The 24,530-nt window shown below is 43.8% G+C and carries 25 protein-coding genes and 1 riboswitch; of the genes, 5 read left to right on the top strand and 20 right to left on the bottom strand.

What is annotated here, in order from left to right; all coding sequences use genetic code 11:
* Positions 1–33: 33 nt before the first annotated feature.
* From aroD to MKX30_RS20405, 3 genes are all read right to left on the bottom strand, one after another.
* Complete coding sequence (aroD, locus tag MKX30_RS20395) at positions 34–798, bottom strand: type I 3-dehydroquinate dehydratase (protein ID WP_023987142.1); 765 nt, start codon at positions 796–798, stop codon at positions 34–36.
* A 103-nt stretch (positions 799–901) separates the two neighbouring features.
* The gene (locus MKX30_RS20400; RefSeq protein WP_080751598.1) at positions 902–2,164 is read right to left on the bottom strand and encodes an MFS transporter; all 1,263 of its coding nucleotides are present in this window, start codon (positions 2,162–2,164) and stop codon (positions 902–904) included.
* Positions 2,165–2,294: 130 nt separating this feature from the next.
* Positions 2,295–3,206, bottom strand: coding sequence for a LysR family transcriptional regulator (locus MKX30_RS20405; protein WP_023987140.1), 912 nt, complete (start codon positions 3,204–3,206; stop codon positions 2,295–2,297).
* A gap of 216 nt (positions 3,207–3,422) precedes the next feature.
* Between MKX30_RS20405 and MKX30_RS20410 the strand changes: the two genes are divergently transcribed.
* Positions 3,423–4,613, top strand: coding sequence for an MFS transporter (locus MKX30_RS20410; RefSeq protein WP_076160067.1), 1,191 nt, complete (start codon positions 3,423–3,425; stop codon positions 4,611–4,613).
* Between the two features lie 29 nt (positions 4,614–4,642).
* Complete coding sequence (locus MKX30_RS20415) at positions 4,643–5,533, top strand: shikimate dehydrogenase (protein ID WP_341063358.1); 891 nt, start codon at positions 4,643–4,645, stop codon at positions 5,531–5,533.
* A gap of 116 nt (positions 5,534–5,649) precedes the next feature.
* Here the strand turns inward: MKX30_RS20415 and MKX30_RS20420 are convergent, their stop codons facing one another.
* From MKX30_RS20420 to MKX30_RS20490, 15 genes are all read right to left on the bottom strand, one after another.
* Positions 5,650–6,876: an RtcB family protein gene (locus MKX30_RS20420; RefSeq protein WP_209941021.1), complete on the bottom strand. Its 1,227-nt coding sequence runs from the start codon at positions 6,874–6,876 to the stop codon at positions 5,650–5,652.
* Positions 6,877–7,087: 211 nt separating this feature from the next.
* Positions 7,088–8,521, bottom strand: coding sequence for a metallophosphoesterase family protein (locus tag MKX30_RS20425; RefSeq protein WP_341063360.1), 1,434 nt, complete (start codon positions 8,519–8,521; stop codon positions 7,088–7,090).
* Positions 8,522–8,776: 255 nt separating this feature from the next.
* Positions 8,777–9,985, bottom strand: coding sequence for a M20 family metallopeptidase (locus MKX30_RS20430; RefSeq protein WP_341063361.1), 1,209 nt, complete (start codon positions 9,983–9,985; stop codon positions 8,777–8,779).
* 64 nt (positions 9,986–10,049) lie between these two features.
* Complete coding sequence (locus MKX30_RS20435; RefSeq protein WP_341063363.1) at positions 10,050–10,937, bottom strand: MetQ/NlpA family ABC transporter substrate-binding protein; 888 nt, start codon at positions 10,935–10,937, stop codon at positions 10,050–10,052.
* Between the two features lie 43 nt (positions 10,938–10,980).
* A complete protein-coding gene (locus MKX30_RS20440) occupies positions 10,981–11,643 on the bottom strand; it encodes a methionine ABC transporter permease (protein WP_023987133.1) in 663 nt (220 codons plus the stop codon).
* A complete protein-coding gene (locus MKX30_RS20445) occupies positions 11,633–12,658 on the bottom strand; it encodes a methionine ABC transporter ATP-binding protein (protein WP_023987132.1) in 1,026 nt (341 codons plus the stop codon). The genes MKX30_RS20440 and MKX30_RS20445 overlap by 11 nt, the downstream gene beginning before the upstream one ends.
* A 324-nt stretch (positions 12,659–12,982) precedes the next feature.
* Positions 12,983–13,984, bottom strand: coding sequence for a Gfo/Idh/MocA family protein (locus tag MKX30_RS20450; RefSeq protein WP_028542036.1), 1,002 nt, complete (start codon positions 13,982–13,984; stop codon positions 12,983–12,985).
* Between the two features lie 197 nt (positions 13,985–14,181).
* On the bottom strand, positions 14,182–14,823 hold the full coding sequence (locus tag MKX30_RS20455; protein WP_013308920.1) for a deoxynucleoside kinase: 642 nt from the start codon (positions 14,821–14,823) through the stop codon (positions 14,182–14,184).
* Positions 14,823–15,443 (bottom strand): deoxynucleoside kinase, encoded by a 621-nt coding sequence (locus MKX30_RS20460; protein ID WP_023987130.1) that lies wholly within the window; start codon positions 15,441–15,443, stop codon positions 14,823–14,825. The genes MKX30_RS20455 and MKX30_RS20460 overlap by 1 nt, the downstream gene beginning before the upstream one ends.
* A gap of 146 nt (positions 15,444–15,589) precedes the next feature.
* On the bottom strand, positions 15,590–16,189 hold the full coding sequence (locus tag MKX30_RS20465; RefSeq protein WP_013308918.1) for a response regulator transcription factor: 600 nt from the start codon (positions 16,187–16,189) through the stop codon (positions 15,590–15,592).
* Positions 16,186–17,319, bottom strand: coding sequence for a sensor histidine kinase (locus tag MKX30_RS20470; RefSeq protein ID WP_076160035.1), 1,134 nt, complete (start codon positions 17,317–17,319; stop codon positions 16,186–16,188). The genes MKX30_RS20465 and MKX30_RS20470 overlap by 4 nt, the downstream gene beginning before the upstream one ends.
* A gap of 119 nt (positions 17,320–17,438) precedes the next feature.
* Entirely contained in the window at positions 17,439–17,561 is a 123-nt protein-coding gene (locus MKX30_RS20475) for a hypothetical protein (RefSeq protein ID WP_256026584.1), read from the bottom strand.
* A gap of 3 nt (positions 17,562–17,564) precedes the next feature.
* The gene (locus MKX30_RS20480; RefSeq protein ID WP_023987128.1) at positions 17,565–18,062 is read right to left on the bottom strand and encodes a hypothetical protein; all 498 of its coding nucleotides are present in this window, start codon (positions 18,060–18,062) and stop codon (positions 17,565–17,567) included.
* A complete protein-coding gene (locus tag MKX30_RS20485; RefSeq protein WP_068938576.1) occupies positions 18,040–18,585 on the bottom strand; it encodes a PadR family transcriptional regulator in 546 nt (181 codons plus the stop codon). Before MKX30_RS20485 ends, MKX30_RS20480 begins: the two co-directional genes overlap by 23 nt.
* A gap of 288 nt (positions 18,586–18,873) precedes the next feature.
* Positions 18,874–19,935, bottom strand: coding sequence for a fatty acid desaturase (locus MKX30_RS20490; protein ID WP_053324689.1), 1,062 nt, complete (start codon positions 19,933–19,935; stop codon positions 18,874–18,876).
* 213 nt (positions 19,936–20,148) lie between these two features.
* Positions 20,149–20,233: riboswitch (ZMP/ZTP riboswitch) on the top strand.
* A gap of 110 nt (positions 20,234–20,343) precedes the next feature.
* Between MKX30_RS20490 and MKX30_RS20495 the strand changes: the two genes are divergently transcribed.
* Together MKX30_RS20495 and MKX30_RS20500 are read left to right on the top strand one after the other, a co-directional pair.
* On the top strand, positions 20,344–21,210 hold the full coding sequence (locus tag MKX30_RS20495; RefSeq protein ID WP_023987125.1) for a bifunctional 5,10-methylenetetrahydrofolate dehydrogenase/5,10-methenyltetrahydrofolate cyclohydrolase: 867 nt from the start codon (positions 20,344–20,346) through the stop codon (positions 21,208–21,210).
* A complete protein-coding gene (locus tag MKX30_RS20500) occupies positions 21,207–21,842 on the top strand; it encodes a cyclodeaminase/cyclohydrolase family protein (protein ID WP_075153780.1) in 636 nt (211 codons plus the stop codon). The genes MKX30_RS20495 and MKX30_RS20500 overlap by 4 nt, the downstream gene beginning before the upstream one ends.
* A 219-nt stretch (positions 21,843–22,061) precedes the next feature.
* Here MKX30_RS20500 and MKX30_RS20505 read toward each other — a convergent pair whose 3' ends face one another.
* Positions 22,062–23,054, bottom strand: coding sequence for an ABC transporter substrate-binding protein (locus MKX30_RS20505; RefSeq protein WP_023987123.1), 993 nt, complete (start codon positions 23,052–23,054; stop codon positions 22,062–22,064).
* Positions 23,055–23,246: 192 nt separating this feature from the next.
* On the bottom strand, positions 23,247–23,639 hold the full coding sequence (locus MKX30_RS20510) for a winged helix-turn-helix transcriptional regulator (RefSeq protein WP_023987122.1): 393 nt from the start codon (positions 23,637–23,639) through the stop codon (positions 23,247–23,249).
* Between the two features lie 143 nt (positions 23,640–23,782).
* Between MKX30_RS20510 and MKX30_RS20515 the strand changes: the two genes are divergently transcribed.
* The gene (locus MKX30_RS20515) at positions 23,783–24,457 is read left to right on the top strand and encodes an NAD(P)H-dependent oxidoreductase (protein ID WP_023987121.1); all 675 of its coding nucleotides are present in this window, start codon (positions 23,783–23,785) and stop codon (positions 24,455–24,457) included.
* Positions 24,458–24,530 lie beyond the last annotated feature (73 nt).

Genomic DNA, 24,530 nt, shown 5'->3' on the forward strand with positions numbered 1-24,530 from the left:
ATTACTGACTAGCGAGTAATGCCTATCCATCTTTTAAGAATGGTTATGCAGCACCGTCAATATCTCTCTCAGTTCAGTGACAGGAATCTGCCCCGGTGCGGAAGCTTTCTTAGCAGCACCAAAGGTCAGAGCCGAACCAAACAGTTCTCCGGTCAGGCGGCTCACGACACCTTTCCCCGCCATCGACATCGTAATAATCGGCCGATCTGCATGCTCTTCTGCCATGGTACGCGTGGCATCCAGCAAAGTGAGCACATCGGCTGTATTGGTTGGCATCACTGCTATCTTAGGCAGATCGCCTCCCAATTCCTGCGCCTTACGTAACCGGGACACAATCTCCTCCTTCGACGGCGTCTTATGAAAATCATGATTAGATATAATCACATATACATTATGCTTATGTGCTGCTTCTACCAGCGTCTTCACATCAGCTTCCTCATTAAAAAGCTCTACATCAATAAGTTCGACTTGCCCCGTTTCGGCTACTGTACGGTTCAATTCCACATAACTCGCTGCACTGATTTCCTTTTCTCCGCCTTCCCGAGCGCTACGGAACGTAAATACGAGCGGAACATTTGCTAAAATAGACCGAATTTCATGTAAGGCAGCTTTAACCTTTTCCAGATCCTCCACATGCTCGAAAAAATCGACTCTCCACTCCACGATATCCAGGTCGAGCGTACGTAAATAAGTGGCCTCTTCCTTCAACTGCTCCAACGTTTCTCCCACCATGGGCACACAAATTTTTGGCGCTCCTTCACCGATCAGAACATCTTTCACCTTTACGATTTTAGCCATCTCTATCTCACTCCCAAATTACAGTTTCAAGTCGAACATGTACAATAATTCATAGTATAACGCATTCTGAATAAGCATGCAGATGATTAGGTCCAGTCGTCATTTATTTGGTATCAAGTACGATTTTAGGGGACAATTTGCGACTTGCTGGAAAAACTAAACTGTACCGAAAATTAACAAACACCGCCAGTACGATCCCTAGCACATTCACAATAATAGCTAGCATAAAAACACTCGATATCTGAGAATGTTTCAAAAGAAAGCCTGTAAACACGGGAATGACCGTGTATGACAGCGAGGTTGCTGTATACACAAACCCGGTAATCTGTCCTTTTCGTTGACTAAAAAATTCACTCATTACGGTTAATGTCAGCTGAAGTACACCTGATATTGAAAACCCAATGACGCTCGCACAAATAATGGCCGCAGCCCCTGACTTGAATAAGAGAAGCGCTCCAAAAGCCAAGAGAGAAATACATGGATAAATAAGAATAATGTGAACAGGTTTAACCCATTTTCTTAACACAATTACTAATACAAACACGGAAATCAGTGAACCGACATTGTAATAAACTAATAATCTGAGAGACTCTGATTGGGTCATACCGATAAACTGTTGTCCAAAAGTAGGCAGCCATAACTGCACAATATAAAGCAAAGTCGGTCCGGTAAATCCGAGCAAGATAAGGCATACCCCTTCCTGCCAAAACCGCGGCTTACTCCGATCATTTGCCTCCAATTTTCCCGCTTGCTCAACGCTCGATACAGAAGTATCACCAACTGGCTCCTTGGGTGACTGAACCCGCATGTCTGGGAACTTCATCTTGAACAGGTAAATTGCATTCAAAGCAAATATGAAGGCTGGTAAAAAGAAAGAGAATCCGTAGAAAATGTCGTGATTCATAAAAAAGATAATCATTAACGGTAAAAATGCCGCCCCGATGGATATAAAGCCTCTCACCAACACTGTAGCCGAACCAGAGGATTGGGGGAAAGCTTCGATCAGCGCTGGATAAGTACCTGAATCAAGAAAAGAATTCGCTACGCCTGCCAGCACTGCCAGTACGATCGCCATCTCAAAGCTGGGACTCAGCGGTATACCGACCAAGAATACAGCCATTAGTAGCCCTGCTACCACAATAAACGGCTTACGACCATAACGGTCGGAGAGCACCCCGGATATGTACAGGGTAAACAACCTGCCAAATCCCATCGCAGAAACCAAGAGACTGATGCCCGCCTGATCTGTATGCAAATGCTCTGTTAAAAAGGACATGTGGGACGCCAGCATAATATTAAACATGCCGAACAAAAGATAGTTTACATAAAGGCCTGTCGCCACTGGAAAAGAAGAACGTTTCATCATGAATTCACCTGCTTTTGTAAGTAAGTCTTGTAGTATTAAAAATGTGAATCATTTCACATTACCTGTGTCGATGATGAAGTATAGAACACATTTTAAGATTTATCAAGTTTAAATATTGCGGGACCCCAACCTAGACGCGCTGATGCGTTTTCAGATAAAACTCCTTGCCGTAGCTTAGTGCAAAGTTCCGAAAGTCCACTACTGCCGGGGATAAATATCTATTTTTGATGCTGGCCAGGTAGATAAAACGCTCGTATTCTGGATTTACAATAGGCAATGTTTTGACGTTAAAATAATCTAACGATGAAATTCGAGGCATAACCCCAATTCCGTAATTGACAGACACCAGCCCTGCCATTGCTGTATCCTCTTCAATCTCGCAAATAATCTGTGGCGTGACGCCCGCTTTGACAAACAAATTCTCAATAATGGGCCGAACCCCACTCTTTTTGTTGAAGAAGATCACCGGATAATCCGCTGTATCCTTGAGATCAATTTGGTCTAGAGTCGCCAGTGGATGATCAGGCGAAACAATGACAACCAGTTCCTGCTGAGCCAACGGAATAAACTCCACATCCGGTTCATTTTCCATGTGAGAGCAGAACGCCACATCATAATGTTCCTGCTTCAGCCCCTTGATAATATCGTTCGTATTCCCTTGGTGAAACGAAAAGGAGATATCTTTACGGGCATCTAGAGCTGAAAAGGCCTGAATGATCGCTGGAATGAAGTGTGAGCCTAACGTGTAAATGAACGCCAAATCTATATTTCCATGGCTTGGACTCACTAGCTCCCGTAAATTGTGTTCTCCCTTTTCTAATTCATCCATCGCGTGCTCCACATACTTCAGGAAAAATCGTCCGTATTTGTTTAACCGAATATTTCTCCCCTGCTTCTCGAACAGATGAACTCCCAAATCTTTTTCTAATTCTGAAATCGCATGACTTAAACTGGGCTGAGTAATACATAGTCGCATAGCTGCCTGGGTAAAATGCTCCATCTCTGCAAGTACACGAAAATATTGTAAGTGCTTCAGGTTCATAATTATGTAATCTCCTTCTTTAATTCATATTTTAAATTATAGACCCAAACTATGAAAAACGATAGAAATATGCATTGGATTTATAACAACACTCCTTATATAATAATGACATAGAAAGAATGTGAATAATTTCACTTATTTGTAGGCGTAATGCAATACCGCTGGACGATGCCTACCTAGGCCATTGATCTAAAATTTAAGTTGGGAGTTACACTTATGAAAAATCCTTATATCAGAATGGCAGCAGGGCTTTACATCAACTATTTTCTTCTGGGTATGATCAATGTTATTCTCTCGTCGAATATGAGCTTCCTGACCGTCCAATTGAACACGGATAAAGCAGCCATCGGCTATCTGGTGTCCGCGATTGGGATCGGTAAGCTGCTCGCTCTCGGGGTAGCCGGAAAAATGTCAGACAAATACGGAAGAAAACCACTCATTGTTATTGCATCATTTGCTTATTTAATCTTTCTGATTGGCATTCCGCTTGCACCTAACTATTCGCTGGCATTCGTGTTTGCCATTATCGCAGGGCTTTGCAACTCTATGATGGATTCAGGAACGTATCCTGCATTAATTGAAGGCTTTGGAAAAAAAGCTGGATCTGCAACTGTACTGGTCAAAGCATCCATCTCTATCGGTGCTATTGTGATTCCGTTCATGATTGCATTCTTTATTAATCACGATATGTTCTATGGATATTCCTTCTTTATTCCAGCAGGGATTTATCTGCTGAACGGTATCTTCTTATCGATGACAGCTTTCCCCAACCACAAAGCTGAGGAACAAAAGGCTCCAACCGAGGCTGCTCAATCCACAGATACTTTCCGCAGCGAGCCTAAGTTTTGGCAAGAAGGTTTATCTCTGATTATTATCGGTTTTACTTCTACTGTATTGTTCATGATCGTGCAGCTATGGCTTCCTACCTTTGGACAAGAGGCCCTGGGCATGGACAAAGCCAGTGCCATTAAACTGCTGAGCTACTATAGTATAGGTTCATTGGTTTCCGTTATTTTGTTAGCAGTGGTACTTGGTAAATTCATTAAACCGATTACTGTCATGATTGTATATCCGCTTATTGCCCTACTTTCTTTGTTGGCTTTAATTACATGGCACAATCCTGTCGCTACTTTGATCAGTTCATTCTTGATCGGCTTGTCTACCGCAGGCATATTCCAAATTGCCCTCACGGTTATGACGGAATTTTTCCGCAAGAACAAAGGCACTACGACTTCTCTCGTGAACATAGCAGCCAGTCTTTCGTTCATCCTGATGCCTTTGGCTACCGGGGGCATGTCCAAAAGTTTGGGAATTACCTCGGTATTCATTCTGGATATTGCGATTGCTGTAGTCAGTATTTTGCTGGCCGTGTTTGTTGCTTATCGATATAAAAAAGTATTTCATTAAACTACACAGATTACTTGGAGGCTTATATCATGAAAAATGCTGGACGTATTGACGGAAGAACACAACTAATCGGACTGCTTGCTACACCAATCGGACACTCTTTGTCCCCGGCTATGCATAATCTTGCGTTTGAAAAGCTGGGTCTAAATAACGTGTATATGGCCTTTGAAGTAGGAAATGAACAACTTGAAGAAGTGGTACGGGGGATGCGCGCTCTGAACATACGCGGTTATAACGTGTCTATGCCTAATAAAACAGCTATTCTACAGTATCTTGACGAGCTGGACGACAGCGCTAAATTTACAGGTGCCGTCAACACCGTCGTGAACACAGATGGTAAACTGAAAGGCTACAGTACAGATGGATCTGGTTATGTTCGTAACTTGCGTGAACACGGCATTGACCTGAAAGGTAAGAAAATGACACTTGTCGGCTCTGGCGGCGCAGCTACACCGATTGCTATTGAAGCGGCTCAAGCAGGTCTGGCTGAAATTTCAATCTTTGCCCGTAACGATCAGTTCTTTGCTCGTGCAGAAGAGAATGTCCGTATTATTAATGAAGATATGAAACACGCCCAAGTTAAGGCGAATATCTATCCATTGGAAAATCAAGAACAGCTACGTGAAGAGATCCGCACAAGTCATATTCTCGCTAACGGTACAGGGGTTGGTATGAAACCGTTAGAAGGCAAAAGTGTGATTGAAGATGTGTCCATGCTTCGTTCCGATCTGATCGTAACCGATGTAGTGTACAGCCCAGCTAAATCCAAGCTGATGGAGCAAGCCGAAACCGTAGGTGCAACCGCCATTAACGGTCTGGGCATGATGCTGTGGCAGGGTGCATTGGCCTTCGAACTGTGGACAGGCCAAGAAATGCCAGTCGCTTATATTAAAGAACAGCTTTTTGCTGACAAGCTGTAAACATAAAGCTACTAACAAACGCATCAAGCAATGAATTCCTTCTATTATATACTCATTTATGTACTCAAAAGACTATGCTTGGCAAATGAACACTTCTGCCATGCATAGTCTTTTTATTAATCCTTATAAGGGTCAAATTCATTAGCCCCAGCCATGCATACCCCAATAGGCTTCAGTTCATGCATAACTTCCACGGTCTCAGAATGAGCATCCAGTACCTCGCGCAGTTTACGGTAGACGAACGGGCTTTCATCTGTACCGGCTCCGCGCAGCTCGACACTATAGTTCCGAACGGCCTCCTTCATCTGTACGTCCGTGATTTGTCCACCACTCCGTGTGCGGGTTTTCCAATTCATTTTACCAGCTGCCTGGGTACGACTCATAATACGACCTGCCCCATGAACTGTACTATAGTAGGAATCCCGATTTTCTACCGAATCTTTTCCGCGTACAATCACCGAAATATCGCCCATGCTTCCTCCAATAAAGCCCATCTGGCCAGGTGCCGAGGGAGTAGCGCCTTTACGGACCACAATGGTGTCACGCCCATCATGCTGTTCTTTCCATGCGTAATTATGGTGGTTATGCACAGTAAAGTCCGCTTCGGTCCCCATAATACCAAGCACTTGTTCTATCACATAGTCACGTCCCGCATACGCATAGCGTCCGGCAAGGCGCATCGCACGGTAGTACATATCCCCCAACTCACTGTTCATATCCAGCAGCACAGGCGGCTGATCCATATGTTCTCCCGGCGCCTTTCCGAGAAACTCTCGTCCAGCGGCCAAATTTAGAAACCCACTTGCTGTTTTGTGTCCAAAGCCCCGGCTGCCGAAATGATTGGCAATCCAGACCTGTCCTGTCGCTTCCTCGACGAATACATCAACAAAATGATTACCACTCCCTACTGTACCCAGCTGTTCTCTCGCCAAGGACTTCAGTTTGTCATGTTCTTGTTTCCCAATCGCCGCATATACTGCCCAATCCGGGTCATCGAACAGCTCATGGTCTATCTGAATTGCATTCACACGACCTACGCCAAACGAAATATGACGTGCAACCTCATCCATCACGGCTGAAATACGCGGCATAATATCTGCTGCAAACAGCTTGGTTCTTACCGCCTTATTTCCGCAACCGATATCATACCCGACACCTGAAGGCGAAATTTGTCCGTCATACACCATCACACCGCCAATCGGCTGGCTGTAGCCTTTATGATGATCTGCCATCAGCAGCGCTTGAATCACATTACCGTTTTCGGCACATGTATGAGCTTGAGATAATGCCCCTGGATCAGGTGCTCCCCATACGCGTACTCCATTGATTTCTTGATAAGCCATCGTCGTTTCATCCTCCTGTAAGTCACTCCATGTTTAAACTTGTAAAGTCGTTAATTGCATTATGTACGTTTTACCAGCTTCCGAACAGGGCGTAAGTATTACAAGTACAATAGTAGATATCCCCTAAGAAAATGAAAAAGGATACCCATGCAGCCAACCAGACTGTAGGATATCCTTTTATGATCATTTAGAAACTATTAAATCAATTATACTAATCTTTTTTGATGATTCCGAATTGATCCACAATAAAAGGCTTGGCATCATTTTTGTTTTGATCAATTTCATACGTTACGGCTGTAAGTTTATTTCCGTCTACAGTAATGCCAACAAAATTCTGTACCTGTCCACGTGTTGGTCTACGATTGTCACTCGGATCTGGGCCATATACTGCCGCATGATTCTCTTCAGCTAGTTCAAAGAGATTATAGTACTTATCTCCAAGTTTTTCACTTGGGTTTTTGTAGTAGACTTTGGGGCCAGCGGTTGCTGGGATGACATAGATACTTCCATCTGGATTCACACTATATTCAATCGTCTTTTCATTTAATGTATCTTTTAATTTTGTTGGCGTTGTTGCTTTACCCTCTTGGTTGATTGGTTTCGTACGAGCGTAAATATGATCGTGCCCTTGCACGACAAAGTCGATATCAAGTTCGGCCATTAGTGGAGCGATTTGGTTACGAACTCCATTCTTATCCATGATGTCAGAATCTGTTGCATGATTAGAGGTAGTGTAAGGACCTTTATGAATGTTAACAATGATCCACTTTGCACCTGCCCTTTTTGCTGCTGCCGCATCTTTCTTTAACCATTCGACTTGAGCTTCAGAAAAATTGGCATATTTCTCTGAGTCCTCATTGGAGTTCAGTACGATAAAGTGAGCATTGCTGTAATCATAAGAGTAGTACGCTCCTGTTTTAGTAGCGGAACCAGAAGGTTCGTTAATATTAAAGTGATCATAAAAAGCGTAGTTCTCATCCTCGTGATTACCCGCTGAAGGAACAATGGTTGTATTCAAAAGGCTTTTTTGTGAATGCCCCAGCAGCCAGTTCCACTGCTCTTCTTTGGTACCCGTATCTACGATATCTCCGTTGTGGACTACAAACTGAGCATTTTCTACGGTTTGAAGTGCTTTTTCGAGCGTCTGTGAAGACAATATGGCTTCATCTTCGCTTTTTGCTTGTGTATCAGCTAGATCGATGAAGGTAAATTCACCGCTCTTAGGAGCCGTTTGAAACGTACCTGTTTCGCTCCATATCCCGCGCGCTGCATCACCCACACGATAATAATAAGCTGTGTCCGCTTGAAGACCTGTAGCTACAGCTTTATGGACAAGCTCTTCTGCAGAATTGGTCGATGGAGAGGAAGTGCCTTCAAATGTAAGAGCACTCGTAAAATCAGCTTCAGAAGCCGTTTTCTTGATTACTTGAACAGTGCTGTTCGTGAAAAGTTTTGAAGTATACCAAGTAAATCCTTTGGAGACTTTTGTGTCTCCATAAAATGTAGCTGTAACTTTACTAATCCCTTGATCTGTGTTCCCTGGTGACTCAGCATGGACAGGTAAGGCTGACATGCCAGTAATCAAACCTAGTGCAAGAGCAACAGACATAGATGTTGCTGACCACTTTTGAAACTTCTTAAACATGTGTACACTCCTCTTTGCAGTTAATATGTAAAAGTTATAACTATAATCATAACAATCAAATGTTAATACGTTGTTTTTGGAAATATAGTACTTTGTAAAAATGAGGTTATGAGTGACCTAGCGATTGAGGAGCAATGATAGCAGCTTATAAGAAAATGAAAAAGGATATCCATGCAGCCAAACAGACTGTAGGATATCCTCTTCAACTATAACACTCATATTAGACGGCTCTGCTATGCCATGTGTGGACTTGGCTTACTGTGCCGCTGAATGCGTACGCTTAAAATCTTCCTTCACCGCAACCAGTAGTGTTTCATTCACCAGTAGCTCCAAGCCTGACAAGGCTAACGCCTTGGCTCCAATCACTAAGGCTTCCTCACCCTTCTCAGAGCCAGCCGCTTCCCTGAATTCTACCGTATGAGCGATGAGATCATCCGGACCGATCTTAATGTAAGCATGTGCAGTCGGGATAACATGGCTTACATTTCCCGCATCCGTCGAACCCAGTCCGGCACGAGGGCCACGATCCAGCTGTTCTCCCAGCGCTTCCAGTTCACGACCTACTACCTCATCCAGGGTATCGTTCAGAATGAAATCACGCACTTCATTTTGAAAACGTTCGATTTTCACAGAGGCTCCTGTTGCCAAAGCAGCAGCATCTGCGATATGGCGAACTTTCGTGGAAACCTCCTCTGTGCGCTGCCAAGTACTTGCCCGAATGAAAAAGCGTGCCGACGCATAGTCCGGAATGATATTGGGCGCGTCTCCTCCGTGCGTAATGATGCCATGAATACGCACATCGGTCGGCAGTTGCTGACGCAAAGCATTAATACCGCTGAACAACTGCAGCACTGCATCGAGCGCATTGATTCCCTGCTCTGGTGATCCTGCGGCATGAGCCGCTTTGCCGTAAAAATGAAAATCTAGCGGATCAACTGCCAGACTTGGTGAGGTCAGCCGGGTCACACCAGATGGATGAACCATCAGTGCAGCATCAATCCCTTCGAACAGCCCGTGCTTCACGAAGCTGCCTTTTGCACTGCCATTAGGACCGCCTTCTTCCGCTGGTGTACCGAACACATACACCTCACCTCCCGTTTCGTCGATCACCTGCGCCAAGGCGATGGCTGCTGCCGTGCTTGCGGTTCCGATAATATTGTGGCCACAAGCATGGCCCAGACCGGGCAATGCATCATATTCAGCCAAGTATCCGATTTTCGGACCTGGTCTAGCAGAAGCCTTACGGGCAACAAATCCGGTTTCGTGTCCCGCTACATTCCGAGTTACCTCAAACCCCGCTTGCTCCAAAATGCCCGTCAGTGCCTGGGAAGCCTGAAATTCTTGATTGCCGATTTCGGGATTAGCATGAATAAACCGGCTCGTTTCCGTGTAAAGCTGACGAGAATCCTCAATTTCCTCAATAATCCGCTGTCTATGTGTATCGACCGTATTCGTTGTACTCATCGCAATCTCTCCTCGTTTCGAAAATAGATTAGTATGCTTCCAACCCTACTTCTGTTCAACATTCTTATTTCTTTTGCGCTTTAACATCTGCTACCAGCTTATCCAATGTGGCCTGTAGCTCTTCGGCAGACTGGTCTAGCACGACGTTAGCTCCTTTGGAATCCTGTTTTACCGCCTCGGCTACATCAGCATCATGGTACAAATCCACGATCGTTTTGTAAGTTGCATTATCCTTATCCTCCGCACGGGCAGCAAACACGTTCACATATGGCTTCGCTTCTTCGCTGCTTGCATCATCTTTGTAGATGGCTCCATCCAGCTTGAGCCCGGCATCTGTAGCAACACCGCTGTTCACAGCTGAAGCGGCTACATCAGACAAGACGCGCGGCGTCTGCTGGGCGACAACTGGGACAATCTCCAGCTTTTTAGGATTCCCTTCGATTTCATCCGTGGTCGGATACAGGCCCGCATCCTGCTTCAACTTAATCAGCCCTGCAGACTGGAGAAGTTTTAAAGCCCGTCCCTGATTGGAGGGATCATCCGGTATAGCAATTTTGGAGCCGTCAGGAATATCCGATACGTTTTTGAATTTTTCAGAGTACAGTGCCATCGGAGCGATAATCGTTGCACCAATAGGGACGATATTCACATCATTTTCTACATTAAACTGACTGAGAAAGGCCAAATGTTGAAAGGAGTTCAAATCTACCTCTTTATTGGCGAGCGCCTTATTGGGTAATGTATAATCCGAGAAACTGATCAGCTCAATTTCAATATTTTTGGCCTCTGCTTTCTTCTTGAGCACATCCCAATACGTGTCCTCAGATCCTGAAACCCCGATTTTAACATGTACTTTTTCATTTGCATTTGAGCCCGAACCGTTAGCTGAGCAAGCAGATAGAACCGCTACACTAAGAATAGCCAGTAAACCCAAGCGAAATATTTTTTTCATTTTCATTTCCCCTTTAATCGTTATGTATAATACTCTGTTCCCATTAGCGCCGTAGAAATTTACGAGACAAGTAGTTCCCTGCATATTGGGCGACCTGTACAAAAAGGATCAGCAAAACAATCGTGACAATCATGACCGAAGTATCGAATCGTTGATAACCATAGGTCATTGCCAGGTTCCCAAGGCCTCCTCCGCCCACCGTACCAGCCATGGCAGAGAAATCAATCAAGGCCACGGTAATAAACGTCAACCCTAGAATCAAAGGTCCCAGCGCTTCCCGAATCAACACACCCGTGATGATCTGAAATGGAGTCGCTCCCAGTGCCTTGGCAGCTTCTATCATGCCCGGATCAATGGAGACCAGATTATTTTCCACAATTCTCGCTACAGCAAAGGCCGCTACAATAGTCATTGGGAAAATAGCCGCCGAGGTTCCAATCGTGGTTCCCATGATTAAACGCGTAAACGGGCTAATCGCCACTAAAAAAATGATAAACGGAATCGGGCGAATGATATTAATCAGCAAATTCAGAAACATAAACACAAATTTGTTTTCAAACAAGCTCCCTTTACGTGTCACATACAGTACTAAACCAATCATAAGCCCCAGAATACTGGCAAAAATCAGCGTGACAACAACCATCAAAAGCGTTTCCCCTGTAGCCTCCACTACCTTGAGCCAAAATGTATCCCAATTAACTCTCATGATCGACGACCTCCCTGACCTCCACCGTCGTTCGTAGTTCCTCCACGACCTTGTTAACTTCATTGTCTGCACCGATTAACTCGACAATTAAGCTTCCGAACAGCGCTCCCTGTAGCTCATTAATACTTCCATATACAATGTTGTAATCCAGATTATGCTTCCGTGTCGCTCTAGAAAGCACCGGTTCACTGGTCGCCCCACCCCGAAAAACAAGTCTGTACAATCGGCCAGCGTGATGCTCCCGAATCTTGCTCAGCAGTTTGGGTGAAAGCTGATCATTCAGTACAGAGCGAATAAAATTTTTCGTCGTCTTCGTCTGTGGATTGGCAAATACATCGAACACACTGCCCTGCTCAATCACCCTACCATTCTCCATCACCGCCACACGATCACAAATACTGCGAATCACATTCATTTCATGGGTAATGAGCAAGATCGTAATCTGGTACTCTTCATTTACTTTTTTCAGCAGCCTCAATATATCTTCTGTCGTTTCCGGATCGAGGGCCGAGGTCGCTTCATCACAGATGAGAATATCGGGCGAATTCGCCAGTGCTCTGGCAATGCCGACCCGTTGCTTTTGCCCTCCAGATAACTGCTCCGGATAGGAATCCGCTTTATCCTCCAATCCAACAAATTGCAGCAGTTCCTTAACACGAGCATCTATCTGTGCCTTGGGCAGTTTAGCCAGTTTTAGAGGATAAGCCAGATTCCCATATACAGTACGAGAGTTAAACAAATTAAAGGTTTGGAATACCATCCCGATCCGTCTTCTTAAATTTCTTAGTTCCTTGGGTCGTATCTGAGTAACATCCTGATCATTAACGACAATTCGTCCCTCTGAGGGGCGTTCCAGTAAATTCACAAGCCGCAGCAGCGTACTTTTACCTGCACCGCTAAAGCCAATCACGCCGAAAATTTCTCCTTTTTCAACCGATAACGAAACCTTTTCGAGTGCATTTACCTTACGATTGGGTAAGGTAAATATTTTGCTAACCTGTTCAAACTTTATCAAACTGCTTCCTCCTTACGTCTACAATGTATGTATTCCTCCATCCTATTTAAGTAATCCGGTGGATTTAATCGGATTTACACCCTAAAAAAACTCCCTAATCTTCGTTTGACCGAAAGTGGGATTATTTAACTGTATATTGCATTGTTAACACCTTAAGACAAGAAGGAGAATCTGTCAATAAAAAATGAATATAGCCTTCTGACTCCTGTCATTACAATTGCTTACACTTTTAGGGCTACAAAGCCAAATAAGGCTAACCGTATATTTGCAAAGTTTGCAAAATCGGCAGCCCTTTGTGCATTGTAATCTTGATCATTCCACTGACTAATGTGTAGAAGTATTTTTCAAATCTGCTTCATAACGAAGGCCGAATTGTTGTCTTGCCTCCTCCATCACTTCAGCGACTGTAAGTGAACACTCCAAGGAGTTAATGGAACTGTTGCGTTCACCACTCTTGATCAAATCAATAAATTCCTGAATTTCATAATACATTGGCTCACGCGTCTGAGCTTTGGTCAGATCCTCAATCGTGCCGTCCCGATAATGAATTTTCACCTCATAGGGCTGACTGATTTTGTCGATCACCATCGTTCCATTCTCACCCTGAATTTCAGCAGGCAGATAGGAATCTGTAATTTTGGAATACATGACGGTAGCATCCATATCAGGATACTTCATCACGATACTGCCCTCGCCATCGACACCAGAGGATAAAAGTACACCCACCGCCCGAACCTCCTCAGGTTTGCCGAACAAAGTCACCATAGGATACAAGCAATACACTCCAAGGTCCATCAAGGAACCATTGGAAAAGGCCGGATTAAACGCATTCAATACCTTACCTTGCTTAAAAGCATCAAAGCGTGAGGAGTATTGACAGTAGCTTGCAAAATAACGCCGAACCCGGCCTATTTTATACATATGATCCTTTATTATTTTAAAGTTAGGCATAAGTGTGGATTTAACGGCCTCCATCAGCAGAACATCGTTGTTGCGCGCGGCTTCGATCATGCTCTTCACCTCTGCTGTATTAGACGCAAAAGGTTTCTCACACAACACGTGCTTTCCGTGATTCATACATAAGATCGCCTGCTCCGCATGTAAGGAATTGGGGCTGGCAATATATACGGCATCGACCTGATCACTTGCGGCCATTTGCGCCAGGTCTGTAAAAACCTCCGGCTGGCTGTTATATTTGTCAGCAAAAGCTTTGCCCTTATCCTCTGTGCGTGAGTACACCGCCGTCAGGGAAAATTCGTCCGTCTCCATCGCAGCTTGAATAAACCTCTCTGTTATCCAGTTGGTTCCAACAATACCAAAACGCATCACAGTATCCCATCCTTCCCGTGAGTCATTACAATTCATATGTACCTATTCTCGCATTCCAGCCTAAACTTGTCCACTATACCGTTAGTCATATCTCATGCTTTAACATGTTCATTCGACAAAAAAAGACTGTAGTCTATCAGCATAATTTATACTGATTGTACCACAGTCCCTGTTATTTATTTGGGGTTATATCTCTATTTTTTTGATATTACTTTTCCTACTTCTTCCAAAATGGCATCCATGGAAGCTGGGTCGTGTACATCATATTCATCAATGTTCAGACGCAGTACAGGACAGGCATCAAATTCGTTGATCCAATTGGAATATCTGCGATGCATTTGCTCCCAATAAGAACGCTCGGTCTGGATCTCCATCTCGCGACCGCGCTCCTCAATCCGACTCAGTATGGAGGGCAAACTGCCTTCCAAATAGATCAACACATCAGGGTGCGGGAAAAACGGTGTCATCACCATCGCCTCAAACAGGCTAGTATACGTTTCATAATCGGTAGGGTTCATCGTTCCCTGATCGGCATGCATTTTCGCAAAAATGCCTGTGTCCTCATAAATAGAACGATCCTGCACAAAACCTCCACCAGACAAGAAAATATTCTTTTGTTCCTTGAAGCGTTCCGCGAGAAAATAAATTTGCAAATGAAAGCTCCATCTTTCGAAATCGTGATAAAATTTCTCCAGATAGGGATTATGATCGACCTGCTCCAAAGAGGTTTTAAATCCAAGGCGTCCGGCCAAAGCACCAGTCAGCGTGGATTTACCTACACCCACTGTACCCGCTACCGTAATCAGGGCATTCGCAGGAATGTTGTAATTATTCACTATATAAGCTCCTTTACATCGGAAACAATTTGTTTAAATTGTGCCTGGTTTTCTACAAAATCAATTTCATTCCCGTTCACGGTCAATATACGAGGGGAAGGGGACTGTTCAGCGAGAAACTGAATGCCTTTATCATAATCTATTATTAATTGCTCCAGATAGGCGGGGTCCATCTCCTGTTCAAAAGAGCGTGCACGCTTGCGAATTCTCCCCAGCAAGGTATCCAAATCTGCTTTAATATAAATGATAATGTCTGGCTTAGGCATATCATCCGTGAGCAGATGATAGATTTGACGATATTTTTCGAGCTTCACACCCTTAAGCGTACGTTCAGCAAAAATCAAATTCTTGTAGATATGATAATCAGAAATAACGGGCTGAGCTTTCTCGATATATTGCAGACCAGTATCCTCCAGCTGCTTATACCGATTGCAGAGAAAGAACATTTCCAGCTGAAAACTCCACTCATCTATATTTTGATAAAATTTATCGAGAAATGGGTTCTCCTCGACAATCTCTTTGATTATCGGCAAATGTAGCTCGGTTGAAAGCATCGAAGCCAACGTCGTTTTACCTGCTCCGATTGGCCCTTCAACGGCTATAAATGGGGCTTGTTTCATGCAGTTCTGCTCCTCCTTGTACTCCAGTCCATCCTGTGGACAACTATCCTATTGTATCACAAGGTAGTACGCTAAAGGCATACCAAATCTATGGATAAAACAAAAAAAACAGAGCGCTACATTTTGCTTCGTAGCGTCCCTGTTTCTCACTTAAACCAACCTTTTTCATTAAAACGTGTAATCGCCTCGATCCGGTTACTGACACCCAGCTTATCGAGAATGACTGAAATATAATTGCGCACCGTCCCTGTCGTTAAATACAGTTCACCAGCAATCTCTTTTGTATTCTTTCCGTCAGCAATAAGCGCCAAAACGGTCTTTTCACGCTCTGTTAGCGGGTTGACTTCGGCATAAGCATCATCGACCAGTTCTGGAGCGTAAATACGTCGACCTGCCATAATACTTCGAATGGAGGAAGCCAGCTCTTCACTGGGACTGTCCTTGAGCAGATAACCGTGTGTCCCCGCCTTGATCGCTCGTTCAAAATACCCGGGGCGAGCAAACGTAGTTAAAATCAGTACCTTGCAGTTCAAGGCTTTGAGTTCCTCAGCCGCATCCAATCCGCTCTTAATCGGCATTTCGATGTCCATAATGCATATATCCGGCTGGTGCAGCTTCACCAGTTCTATAGCTTCTTCCCCGTTGCTTGCTTTTCCGACTACTTTCATGTCCTCTTCCAAGTCTAGCAGGGAGGCTAGAGCACCCAGCAGCATACGCTGGTCTTCTGCAATAACAATTCGAATCATGGCCCCACCTCCTCATTCGGCTTTTCAGGGATATTGGGCACTTTAATGACCAAGGTCGTTCCCTGATCTGAGCGCAGCTCCATACATCCGTTCACGAATTCGAGCCTTTCCTTCATTCCTTGCAGGCCATTTCCACGAAGGGTTCCATTTTCTCTCACAGCACCGACTCCATTATCCTGAATCCGAAGAGTTAGTTCCTTACGAGACGGCTCAATAGTGATGGAGCAAGCGGTGGCTCCACTGTGCTTAACCACATTTGTCACTGCTTCCTTCATACACATACTAAGTACATTTTCATTCATTAATGATGTATGCTCCAGCTTCGGGTCGCCCTCCAAGGTCAATTCAATGTGAGCAGCCTTTAAGATCTGCCGAATACGTAACAGCTCATCCTCTAGTCGCATACCTCGCATTTGAGTAACCATTTCCCGCACCTCTTTTAACGCGCTTCTCGCCGTGAGACGAACATCGTTAATTTCAGCATGAGCACGCTCCGGGTACTGATCCATCAGTTTGCCCGCCAAATCGCTCTTCAGCCCGATGAGTGACAGCTTCTGACCTAAGGTATCGTGCAGGTCACGCGCAATTCTTTGCCGTTCCTCCAGCTTAATCAATTCCGATATTTTCTTATTGGCATCCTCTAATTGGACTTGGAGCCGATCGCTTTTGTTGCGATTAAAATTCGTAATCGGAAGGAGAATCACACCGATCAGATTGAGCAGGATAAAAGGAATCTGTTTAATAAAAACGGGATTCTGAGATACAAAACCGTAATTGATCAATCCAATCGTAATAACCATTAAAATGATATACAGCGTCGTAAATGCAGCCTTACTTTTAATATTACCGATCAGATAGGCGATAAATATGGAAAAATACATATAGCTAAACAGCAGTGTCATGGTAATCGATATGGCAATCTGTACACTGGTCCAAAAGTATATGAGCCAGCCTTTTGAGACAAAAGCCAGTACATAACATGCAAAGAATACCAAAATAATAGCAGTACCCAGAATAATATGACTTGTAGATGAAGAGCTAAAGTAGTAAAAGGGCAGGATATAAAAGACGACCCACACATAAGGACTAAGCCCTGTATTTCTTTGGAAAATCTGATACCACTTTTGCATTCTGCCACCCTCTTCTACTTCACATGACTTATATCCCTTATCTTATCATACCACTGTTTCGTCTGCTCGAAAGCACCAAAGGTAAAGCCTTTCCTGTGAACCGCAAATGAACACTTTGATTAGAAGCCGTCCATTTTGCGGGAACTGATCTCAAACTTAAGCCATTCGCTGTACACTCCACCCACTGCACCAGATCGTGCTTTGAAATGGGACTGGTCTATATTTCTGATCAGCTCGTTCATGAATTATACATACCTAACGTTATTAAATTTCTTTTCTATATCTTTAGCAAATTTTCCGCCCTCATCGGCTAAATGTTTTCTCATAAAGAATCCACCAAAACCATTTATCCATGCTGCAAAAGCCAGTAGCCGAGATGGAAAGTCCGCTCCAATCGTACAACTAAATTCGCAAGAGTTGTTATCAACAGGCGTGACCTTCATTTCCCATGGAACTCCAACGATGGCGGGTATCCATCGCCATATATATGCTTCTGTCTTGTCAGAGTAGAAACGCAAATGATCCTTTGTGTGCTCTTTTAATTGATAGTGCTGAACAATCATCTCATTCCCCATATTTTCCACATTAACCATATAGAATTCACCATCTTCAAAATAACTGCCCATTGCCTTGTGAGCTTTTGAAAATGATTCATATTCAGCTGGAGTCATCTCAGTTACCCATTTGTACAAATCCACATTTTTAGCTGCAATCTGCAATTTAAATTTCTTTGTCATTCTCATCTTCATTATCCTTCTTTCCTGTAATTTTTCTTGTGAGTTCATCGTGCCAATTCATAATCATTTGAAAATATTCTTTGCCAAACATCAACGTCGCGTGCTCATATACACCCATCTCATGAACGTGCTTCTCTTCTATCAAGGCAAGCTTGTTATATTCACAGGCGACAGTAGTTTGAAAGCTGGCAATCAAACGAACAACCTCAATGTCGTCAAGATATTTATAGAAGAAAAGCTTACTCAAATACTCATAATTAAAAGGAGAAAAAGTACACGGTGTTTTTAACCATTCTATAAATTCACTCTTCCCTTTTTCCGTAATACCATATGATTTTTTGAATCTGCCTTCCTCTACCACTTCTTCATACTTGATAAGCTCCCCCTTTTCCATTTTTTTCAGCATAGGATATATGCTTCCGAAGCTGGCATCAATAAAGTTGGAAGTGCTTATCGTCATCTTCTGCTTGATTTCATATCCTGTCATATCCTTTTCGCAGAGGAACCCAAGTATTACATAAATCAACATAAAATCTATTCCTTCTTTCCTGACATAGTGAATTATCCTTCTGAAATCAAAGGGAACTTATCTCTGTTTACATGTAGCTAATTTATATATATATAATCGAGATATATCGTTTCGATATATAGAATGTATAGGTTGACAATCGATTTGTCAATAGCGCTTGCTAAAACAAAGAATGAAAGTACTGCATTTTCAATATAAACAAAAAAATCTAAAAGGATGTTATCCCTTTAGATTTCTCAAAGTAAACTGCAATTTTTCAACATCTCTTCAGAAAAGTTTTGTACAAAGTTATTTTCTTTCTGTGCTTACAACAGGTGTAGGGATGGGTTTCGTAACTGCAACACGTTTGCTGAGGAGCGGCCTCACTTGTTTAAAGGTCAAAAAGGTTTTCGTATTTTCATCCCAAAGTCGGAACTTCAAAGATTGCAGACTGCTACTCACTGTGATTGTGGTTGCTTTTTGAAGTAACGGTGTCGCTTCATGCGCTTTTTCCAAATTGTAATTTGGCACTTTAGGACTCAAGTGATGAACGTGATGAAATCCGATATTGCCCGTAATCCATTGCAATACTTTAGGAAGCTTGTAGTAAGAACTGCCTTCTACGGCCGCATTAATATAGCTCCACTCTTCATCGTGCTCAAAATACGAATCCTCAAATTGGTGTTGTACATAGAACAGCCAGATTCCCAACATACCAGATACAAAAAAGATAGGTGCCTGTACGAGAAGGAAGGCCTGCCATCCAATAGCCCATGACAACAGTGCATACAAGGCAACGATGGATATATTCGTCACATAGGTGTTCATTTTTTCCTTGCGTTTGGCTGTCTTGATATTAAAGCGATAGGAAATCAAAAAAGTATAGATCGGACCTAGTCCAAACATAACCCAAGGATTTCGATATATGCGATAGGCCAGCCGTGTCCATGTGGAAGCCTCTGTGTACTCTTCTACCGTAAGCACCCACATGTCACCTGTGCCTCTTTTATCCAGATTACTGCTGGTTGCATGGTGGATTGCGTGACTATTTTTCCATTGGTGATAAGGACAGAGCGTAATAACACCTGTAATCGTTCCCACAATGTCGTTCAGCTTGCGGCTTTTGAAGAAGGATTGATGACCACAATCATGAAAAATAATAAACGTCCGTACCACAAACCCCGATGCAACAATGGCAATTGGAAGTGTCAGCCAGTACGAAACCGACAGACTAAGATAAGCAGCATACCACAATAGGATCAGTGGACCCAAGGTATTGATGAGTTGCAGAACGCTGGATTTTGTGTTTATTTTCTCGTAGGGAGCCATATTTTTTTTCAATTGGGCTAATGGGAGTTGTGTCATACTCATTATGATCCTCCTTTAAAATGACGCCTATACCTTGATCCTGTTAGGCGTACATGTTGATCTAATCTCAGTATAAGGTAAAGCCTCTAGGCGATGTAGTCATAAACGTCAGCTCGGGTATATGACATTTGTCATATAGACAAGTAACACAACCCGTTTTCCAAATGTTCGCGGGTTTCTTTTCTGATGATTATTTGTTAAAATATAAGGTATAATAACGCTGTATGTGACTGGCGAAGTCAGTGGAATGAACCACGAGGGAGCATACAAAAAAAGCGTACCGTTCGCCTGGGAGAAGTATTTGCAGAGGATTCGTCTGTCTTGACGACCTTGTGCAAATACTTTTTTTCGTTTTAAGACCATGACACCCTGTTGATAAATCATGCGATAAATTCAGAGGAGGCTCGGACTATGGCTATAATCATGAAATCCAAAGAAGCAGCAGAGCAAGTATATGCAACGATCCGTTCACAGGTAGAAAAAATGAAGCAGCAAGGACACCGTCCCCATCTGGCGACCCTATTGGTAGAAGGCGATCCGGCATCTGCATACTATGCCCGGACCAAGCAAAAAATAGCGGAGAAGCTGGGCATCTCATTTCATCTCCATACTTTTGATCGTCATGTTAGCGAAGCCGAGCTACTGCACCTGATCGGCAGTCTGAACGATGCATCCCATGTACATGGCATTATGCTGGAACTGCCGCTTCCCCAACATCTTTCTGCCTCCGTTATTAAACAATCCATCGCCCCCTACAAGGATATTGATGGAATAACACCTGATAACAAGCTGGCTACCGTAACAGGTGACGCCGGACTATATCCCGCAACACCTCAAGCCTGTATCGAGCTGCTCAAGCATTACGGTCACACCTTGGCAGGCAAAAATGTCACGCTCGTGGGCATCGGGCAGACAGTGGGACTTCCCCTTTTCCACATGTTGCAAAGAGAAAATGCCACCGTTACCGCCTGTCATGCAGGTACGCGTGATATTGCAGAGCATCTGAGCCATGCAGACATTGCCTTCGTCGCAGTCGGATGCCCTGATGTGATTACGCAGGATATGGTCCATCCCGGTCTGATTCTCGTGGATGCAGGAATTAACGAGACGCTGGAAGGAAAAATCGTGGGTGACGCTGCTTCAAACGTGGGTGAAAAGGTACATGCCATTTCTCCGGTTCCCGGCGGTGTTGGCACCTTAACGACTGCGATTTTGTACAAAAATCTGCTCAAAGCGATACATCTGCAACACTACTCCAGAGAGGTGGTCTATTCATGAGTGAACTGTCGTGGAACAATTCCATCGGACATTTTCTGAAAGAGGCTGCAAGTGCAGCGCCTACCCCCGGCGGAGGAAGTGTATCCGCACTAGCTGCGGCACTAGGCGCGGCTATGACCTCCATGACCGCCAACCTTTCACAAGGAGAAAAATATGCGCACATCCATGAAAAAATCACGGACGTCATTAGCAGCATGGGAAGATTGTCTACACATTGTGAGGAACTAATGGTCGCAGACATCCAATCCTTTGAACAGTACATGACCGCGCTGCGTTTGCCCAAGGAAACAGACGAAGAAAAGCGCTATCGTACCCATTCCCTACAGACAGCGGTGATCGCTGCCATTGAGGTACCCATGCGCCTGCTGGAAGTATGCCGGGACGGATTGTCGCAAGCCTACAACATTGTGGAAATGTCCAATAAAAATGTGATTTCAGATCTTGGCATCGGCGCGATCCTGTTCGAAGCAGCAGCTCAATCTGCCCTGCTTACCGTCGACATTAACCTTGCTTCGCTGAAAGACTTGGATGTCAAATACTCCTATGAGACCAAGACAGCCGCACTCATCCGTGAAATCGGACAAATCAAAGAACAAACCTTGTTGATGGTACGCAGTCGAATAGCGAATTAGTCTGCTCATAACCGTGTTTAACCTGTTCTAAAACATTTCTTCAAAAAAATAACTGATTGGATACAAAAAGAAGATACTATCGAAATTACGACGAAATAGTAAATAAAAAACCAGTCCAAACATGATTCGTGTTGGACTGGTTTTTTATGCTATATACTGCGTGTATTATGCGACTTCCCATCTGTTTTGGACAATTCGTCACAACGCAGAATCTCACACCTATTGTTTAACTTTATTCTCTTTTTCTCTTTCGACCAGCATATCTACGATCATATCAATTTGTCCAGTAATAGCGATTGGATCATAGCGATAATACGTATCAAAATCGTTAAAGAACACTCTATTGTTCTTCACCGCAGGAAGATTCCCCCACACAGCGGACGATTTCAGTTGCTTGAGCGCGTCACCCTTTTTCTCCGGGTCATACGTAGTCAGGAACATATAATCTGCGTCATACTGTGGCAATACCTCCATCGAAAGCTGCACCGTTTGTTCCTTGGAGTTAGCTGTTTTCTTTGGCATATTCAGTTTGAGCGCATTGTACACAGCTTGTCCGCCGCGCCCCGCATTGTCGCCAAAGATCCAAAGTGCGTGCTTGTCCGTCAGCTCATACAGACCGAAAGTTGCCTTTTCGTCAATCACACCTTTAAGACGTGCACGACCTTCAGCGGCCTTTTTATCAAATGCAGCAATAAATTGCTCAGCCTTCTCCTTTTCCCCGGTGATATCTCCGAACAGCTTGACCGTATCATAGATATTAGTCGTCGTACCGTACGGAATGTATAGGGTAGGTGCGATTTTAGACAAAGCCTCATAATTCGTATCCTTCATAACCACGATCAGATCGGGTTTGAGTTCCAGCGTCTTTTCCAAATTGGTCGGATCACCCACCTCTTTGGTTCCTTTTTCCTTCAGCAAATCGGTCAGAAAAGGATTTTGAAACGCAGTCGGCTCCACACCCACCACGTTAGCACCCACGGACAGCAATTCTCCACCGTAAAAATCCGTTACAATGCGCTGTGGCTTAGCAGGAATTTGAATATCCCCTTTAACCGTTTTAAAGCTTCTAGTCTCTCCAGTAGAAGCCGACTCTTGCTTATCTCCTGAAGATGAAGCCGGATTACTTCCATTATTATTTCCGCCGCAAGCGCTGATGAATACAGACAATACAAGTAACATAGCTGTTATCATAAAATACGATTTTCTTTTCAACTGATTAGCCCCCTATATATTGTGAAGATGATCTTCCCGATACACATGATAATGATTATCAATATCGTAAGAAATATATCAAGCGTCGTCCTTACTGTCAACTGAAAAACGAACTTTGCATCATTTCACTTTAAAAATGAAAAGACCTGCCAAAATGATGGCCAGGTCTTCTTTGTGGAGCCGTCTCAAAACCTACACATTGGGGCTAGGTTGCTGAAGGCTGCTTTCTGGTGATCGCTGTTTTGTTTTATATTCTTCTCCCCAATCCTTCATCAGGTTAATAATCGGGATCAGCGTTTTTCCAAATTCAGTTAGAGAGTATTCGACCTTGGGAGGAACCTGTTGGTAGACTTCACGGTGAACGACTCCGTCCTCTTCCAGCTCGCGCAATTGGAGTGTCAGCATACGCTGGGTAATTCCCGGACAGATCCGCCGAAAATCACTAAATCGCTTAGTCCCATACATGAGATGATATAAAATAATTCCTTTCCATTTGCCCCCAATCACGTCCAGCGTGTACTCAACAGGACACGCCTGATCATTTCCAGCGGTACATTCCCCAAAGCCGCCTTTCCGATTGCGCATAGGCTTTTCTCCTCCTTGGTATCATTTTATATACTACAGCACATTAATGTGCGTACTTCAAAAACGATCATGTATATTCTAATATTAAGCATGTTACTTGGTAAGCGTCAATTTTAATCACATCCATAAGGAGTGGAATAACGATGGAAACCTTAACTACTACTAAAGATCAAATCTTATCTGCATACGAGTTCAGACATGCAACGAAGGAATTTGATAGCCATAAGAAAATTAGCGATTCTGACTTCGACTTTATTCTTGAAACAGGCCGTTTATCCCCGAGTTCGTTTGGCTTTGAACCCTGGAAATTTGTTGTCGTTCAGAGTAACGCTATGCGTGAGAAGCTGCTGCCTTACTCTTGGGGGGCCCAAAAACAACTGCCAACAGCCAGCCATTTTGTACTCATCCTCTCTAGACTTCCTGAAGATATGGTAGCCTCATCCGATTATATCAAGAGTATGATGGAGAACGTGCAGCAATTACCAGCTGAAGTGATTCAAGGCAGAGAGAAAGTGTATGATGCCTTTCTAAAGTCAGATTTTGGGCTGGAGGAAAATAAAAGAGCCTTGTTCGAGTGGGGCTGCCGACAAACCTACATCGCACTGGGCAACATGATGACTGCCGCAGCTCAAATCGGCATTGATTCCTGTCCTATCGAAGGTTTTAATAAACAGGAAATCGAACGCATCCTCTCCGAGGAAGGCATTATGGATGCCGAGCATTTCGGTATTTCTTGTATGGTGGCATTTGGATACCGTCTCAACGAACCGCGTGGCAAAACTCGGCGATCTGTAGATCAGGTTATTGAATGGGTGTAAAATCTTTTTTCTAAAACAAAGGGGCGTGCCACAACCATTTCCATGGCTGTTGGGACACCCCCTTTTCATAAAA

Source organism: Paenibacillus sp. FSL P2-0173 (assembly GCF_038008045.1).
Lineage (GTDB): Bacteria > Bacillota > Bacilli > Paenibacillales > Paenibacillaceae > Paenibacillus > Paenibacillus polymyxa_B.

What these genes read in the sequence shown, in the direction of transcription:
- MKX30_RS20420 (WP_209941021.1), bottom strand. Translation starts at nt 6,876, where the DNA reads ATGGCTTATCAAGAAATCAATGGAGTACGCGTATGGGGAGCACCTGAT.
- MKX30_RS20425 (WP_341063360.1), bottom strand. Translation starts at nt 8,521, where the DNA reads ATGTTTAAGAAGTTTCAAAAGTGGTCAGCAACATCTATGTCTGTTGCT.
- MKX30_RS20480 (WP_023987128.1), bottom strand. Translation starts at nt 18,062, where the DNA reads ATGAGAATGACAAAGAAATTTAAATTGCAGATTGCAGCTAAAAATGTG.
- MKX30_RS20430 (WP_341063361.1), bottom strand. Translation starts at nt 9,985, where the DNA reads ATGAGTACAACGAATACGGTCGATACACATAGACAGCGGATTATTGAG.
- aroD (WP_023987142.1), bottom strand. Translation starts at nt 798, where the DNA reads ATGGCTAAAATCGTAAAGGTGAAAGATGTTCTGATCGGTGAAGGAGCG.
- MKX30_RS20485 (WP_068938576.1), bottom strand. Translation starts at nt 18,585, where the DNA reads ATGTTGATTTATGTAATACTTGGGTTCCTCTGCGAAAAGGATATGACA.
- MKX30_RS20490 (WP_053324689.1), bottom strand. Translation starts at nt 19,935, where the DNA reads ATGAGTATGACACAACTCCCATTAGCCCAATTGAAAAAAAATATGGCT.
- MKX30_RS20440 (WP_023987133.1), bottom strand. Translation starts at nt 11,643, where the DNA reads ATGAGAGTTAATTGGGATACATTTTGGCTCAAGGTAGTGGAGGCTACA.
- MKX30_RS20495 (WP_023987125.1), top strand. Translation starts at nt 20,344, where the DNA reads ATGGCTATAATCATGAAATCCAAAGAAGCAGCAGAGCAAGTATATGCA.
- MKX30_RS20460 (WP_023987130.1), bottom strand. Translation starts at nt 15,443, where the DNA reads ATGAAACAAGCCCCATTTATAGCCGTTGAAGGGCCAATCGGAGCAGGT.
- MKX30_RS20400 (WP_080751598.1), bottom strand. Translation starts at nt 2,164, where the DNA reads ATGATGAAACGTTCTTCTTTTCCAGTGGCGACAGGCCTTTATGTAAAC.
- MKX30_RS20410 (WP_076160067.1), top strand. Translation starts at nt 3,423, where the DNA reads ATGAAAAATCCTTATATCAGAATGGCAGCAGGGCTTTACATCAACTAT.
- MKX30_RS20515 (WP_023987121.1), top strand. Translation starts at nt 23,783, where the DNA reads ATGGAAACCTTAACTACTACTAAAGATCAAATCTTATCTGCATACGAG.
- MKX30_RS20405 (WP_023987140.1), bottom strand. Translation starts at nt 3,206, where the DNA reads ATGAACCTGAAGCACTTACAATATTTTCGTGTACTTGCAGAGATGGAG.
- MKX30_RS20415 (WP_341063358.1), top strand. Translation starts at nt 4,643, where the DNA reads ATGAAAAATGCTGGACGTATTGACGGAAGAACACAACTAATCGGACTG.
- MKX30_RS20450 (WP_028542036.1), bottom strand. Translation starts at nt 13,984, where the DNA reads ATGCGTTTTGGTATTGTTGGAACCAACTGGATAACAGAGAGGTTTATT.
- MKX30_RS20435 (WP_341063363.1), bottom strand. Translation starts at nt 10,937, where the DNA reads ATGAAAAAAATATTTCGCTTGGGTTTACTGGCTATTCTTAGTGTAGCG.
- MKX30_RS20470 (WP_076160035.1), bottom strand. Translation starts at nt 17,319, where the DNA reads ATGCAAAAGTGGTATCAGATTTTCCAAAGAAATACAGGGCTTAGTCCT.
- MKX30_RS20500 (WP_075153780.1), top strand. Translation starts at nt 21,207, where the DNA reads ATGAGTGAACTGTCGTGGAACAATTCCATCGGACATTTTCTGAAAGAG.
- MKX30_RS20475 (WP_256026584.1), bottom strand. Translation starts at nt 17,561, where the DNA reads ATGAACGAGCTGATCAGAAATATAGACCAGTCCCATTTCAAAGCACGA.
- MKX30_RS20510 (WP_023987122.1), bottom strand. Translation starts at nt 23,639, where the DNA reads ATGCGCAATCGGAAAGGCGGCTTTGGGGAATGTACCGCTGGAAATGAT.
- MKX30_RS20465 (WP_013308918.1), bottom strand. Translation starts at nt 16,189, where the DNA reads ATGATTCGAATTGTTATTGCAGAAGACCAGCGTATGCTGCTGGGTGCT.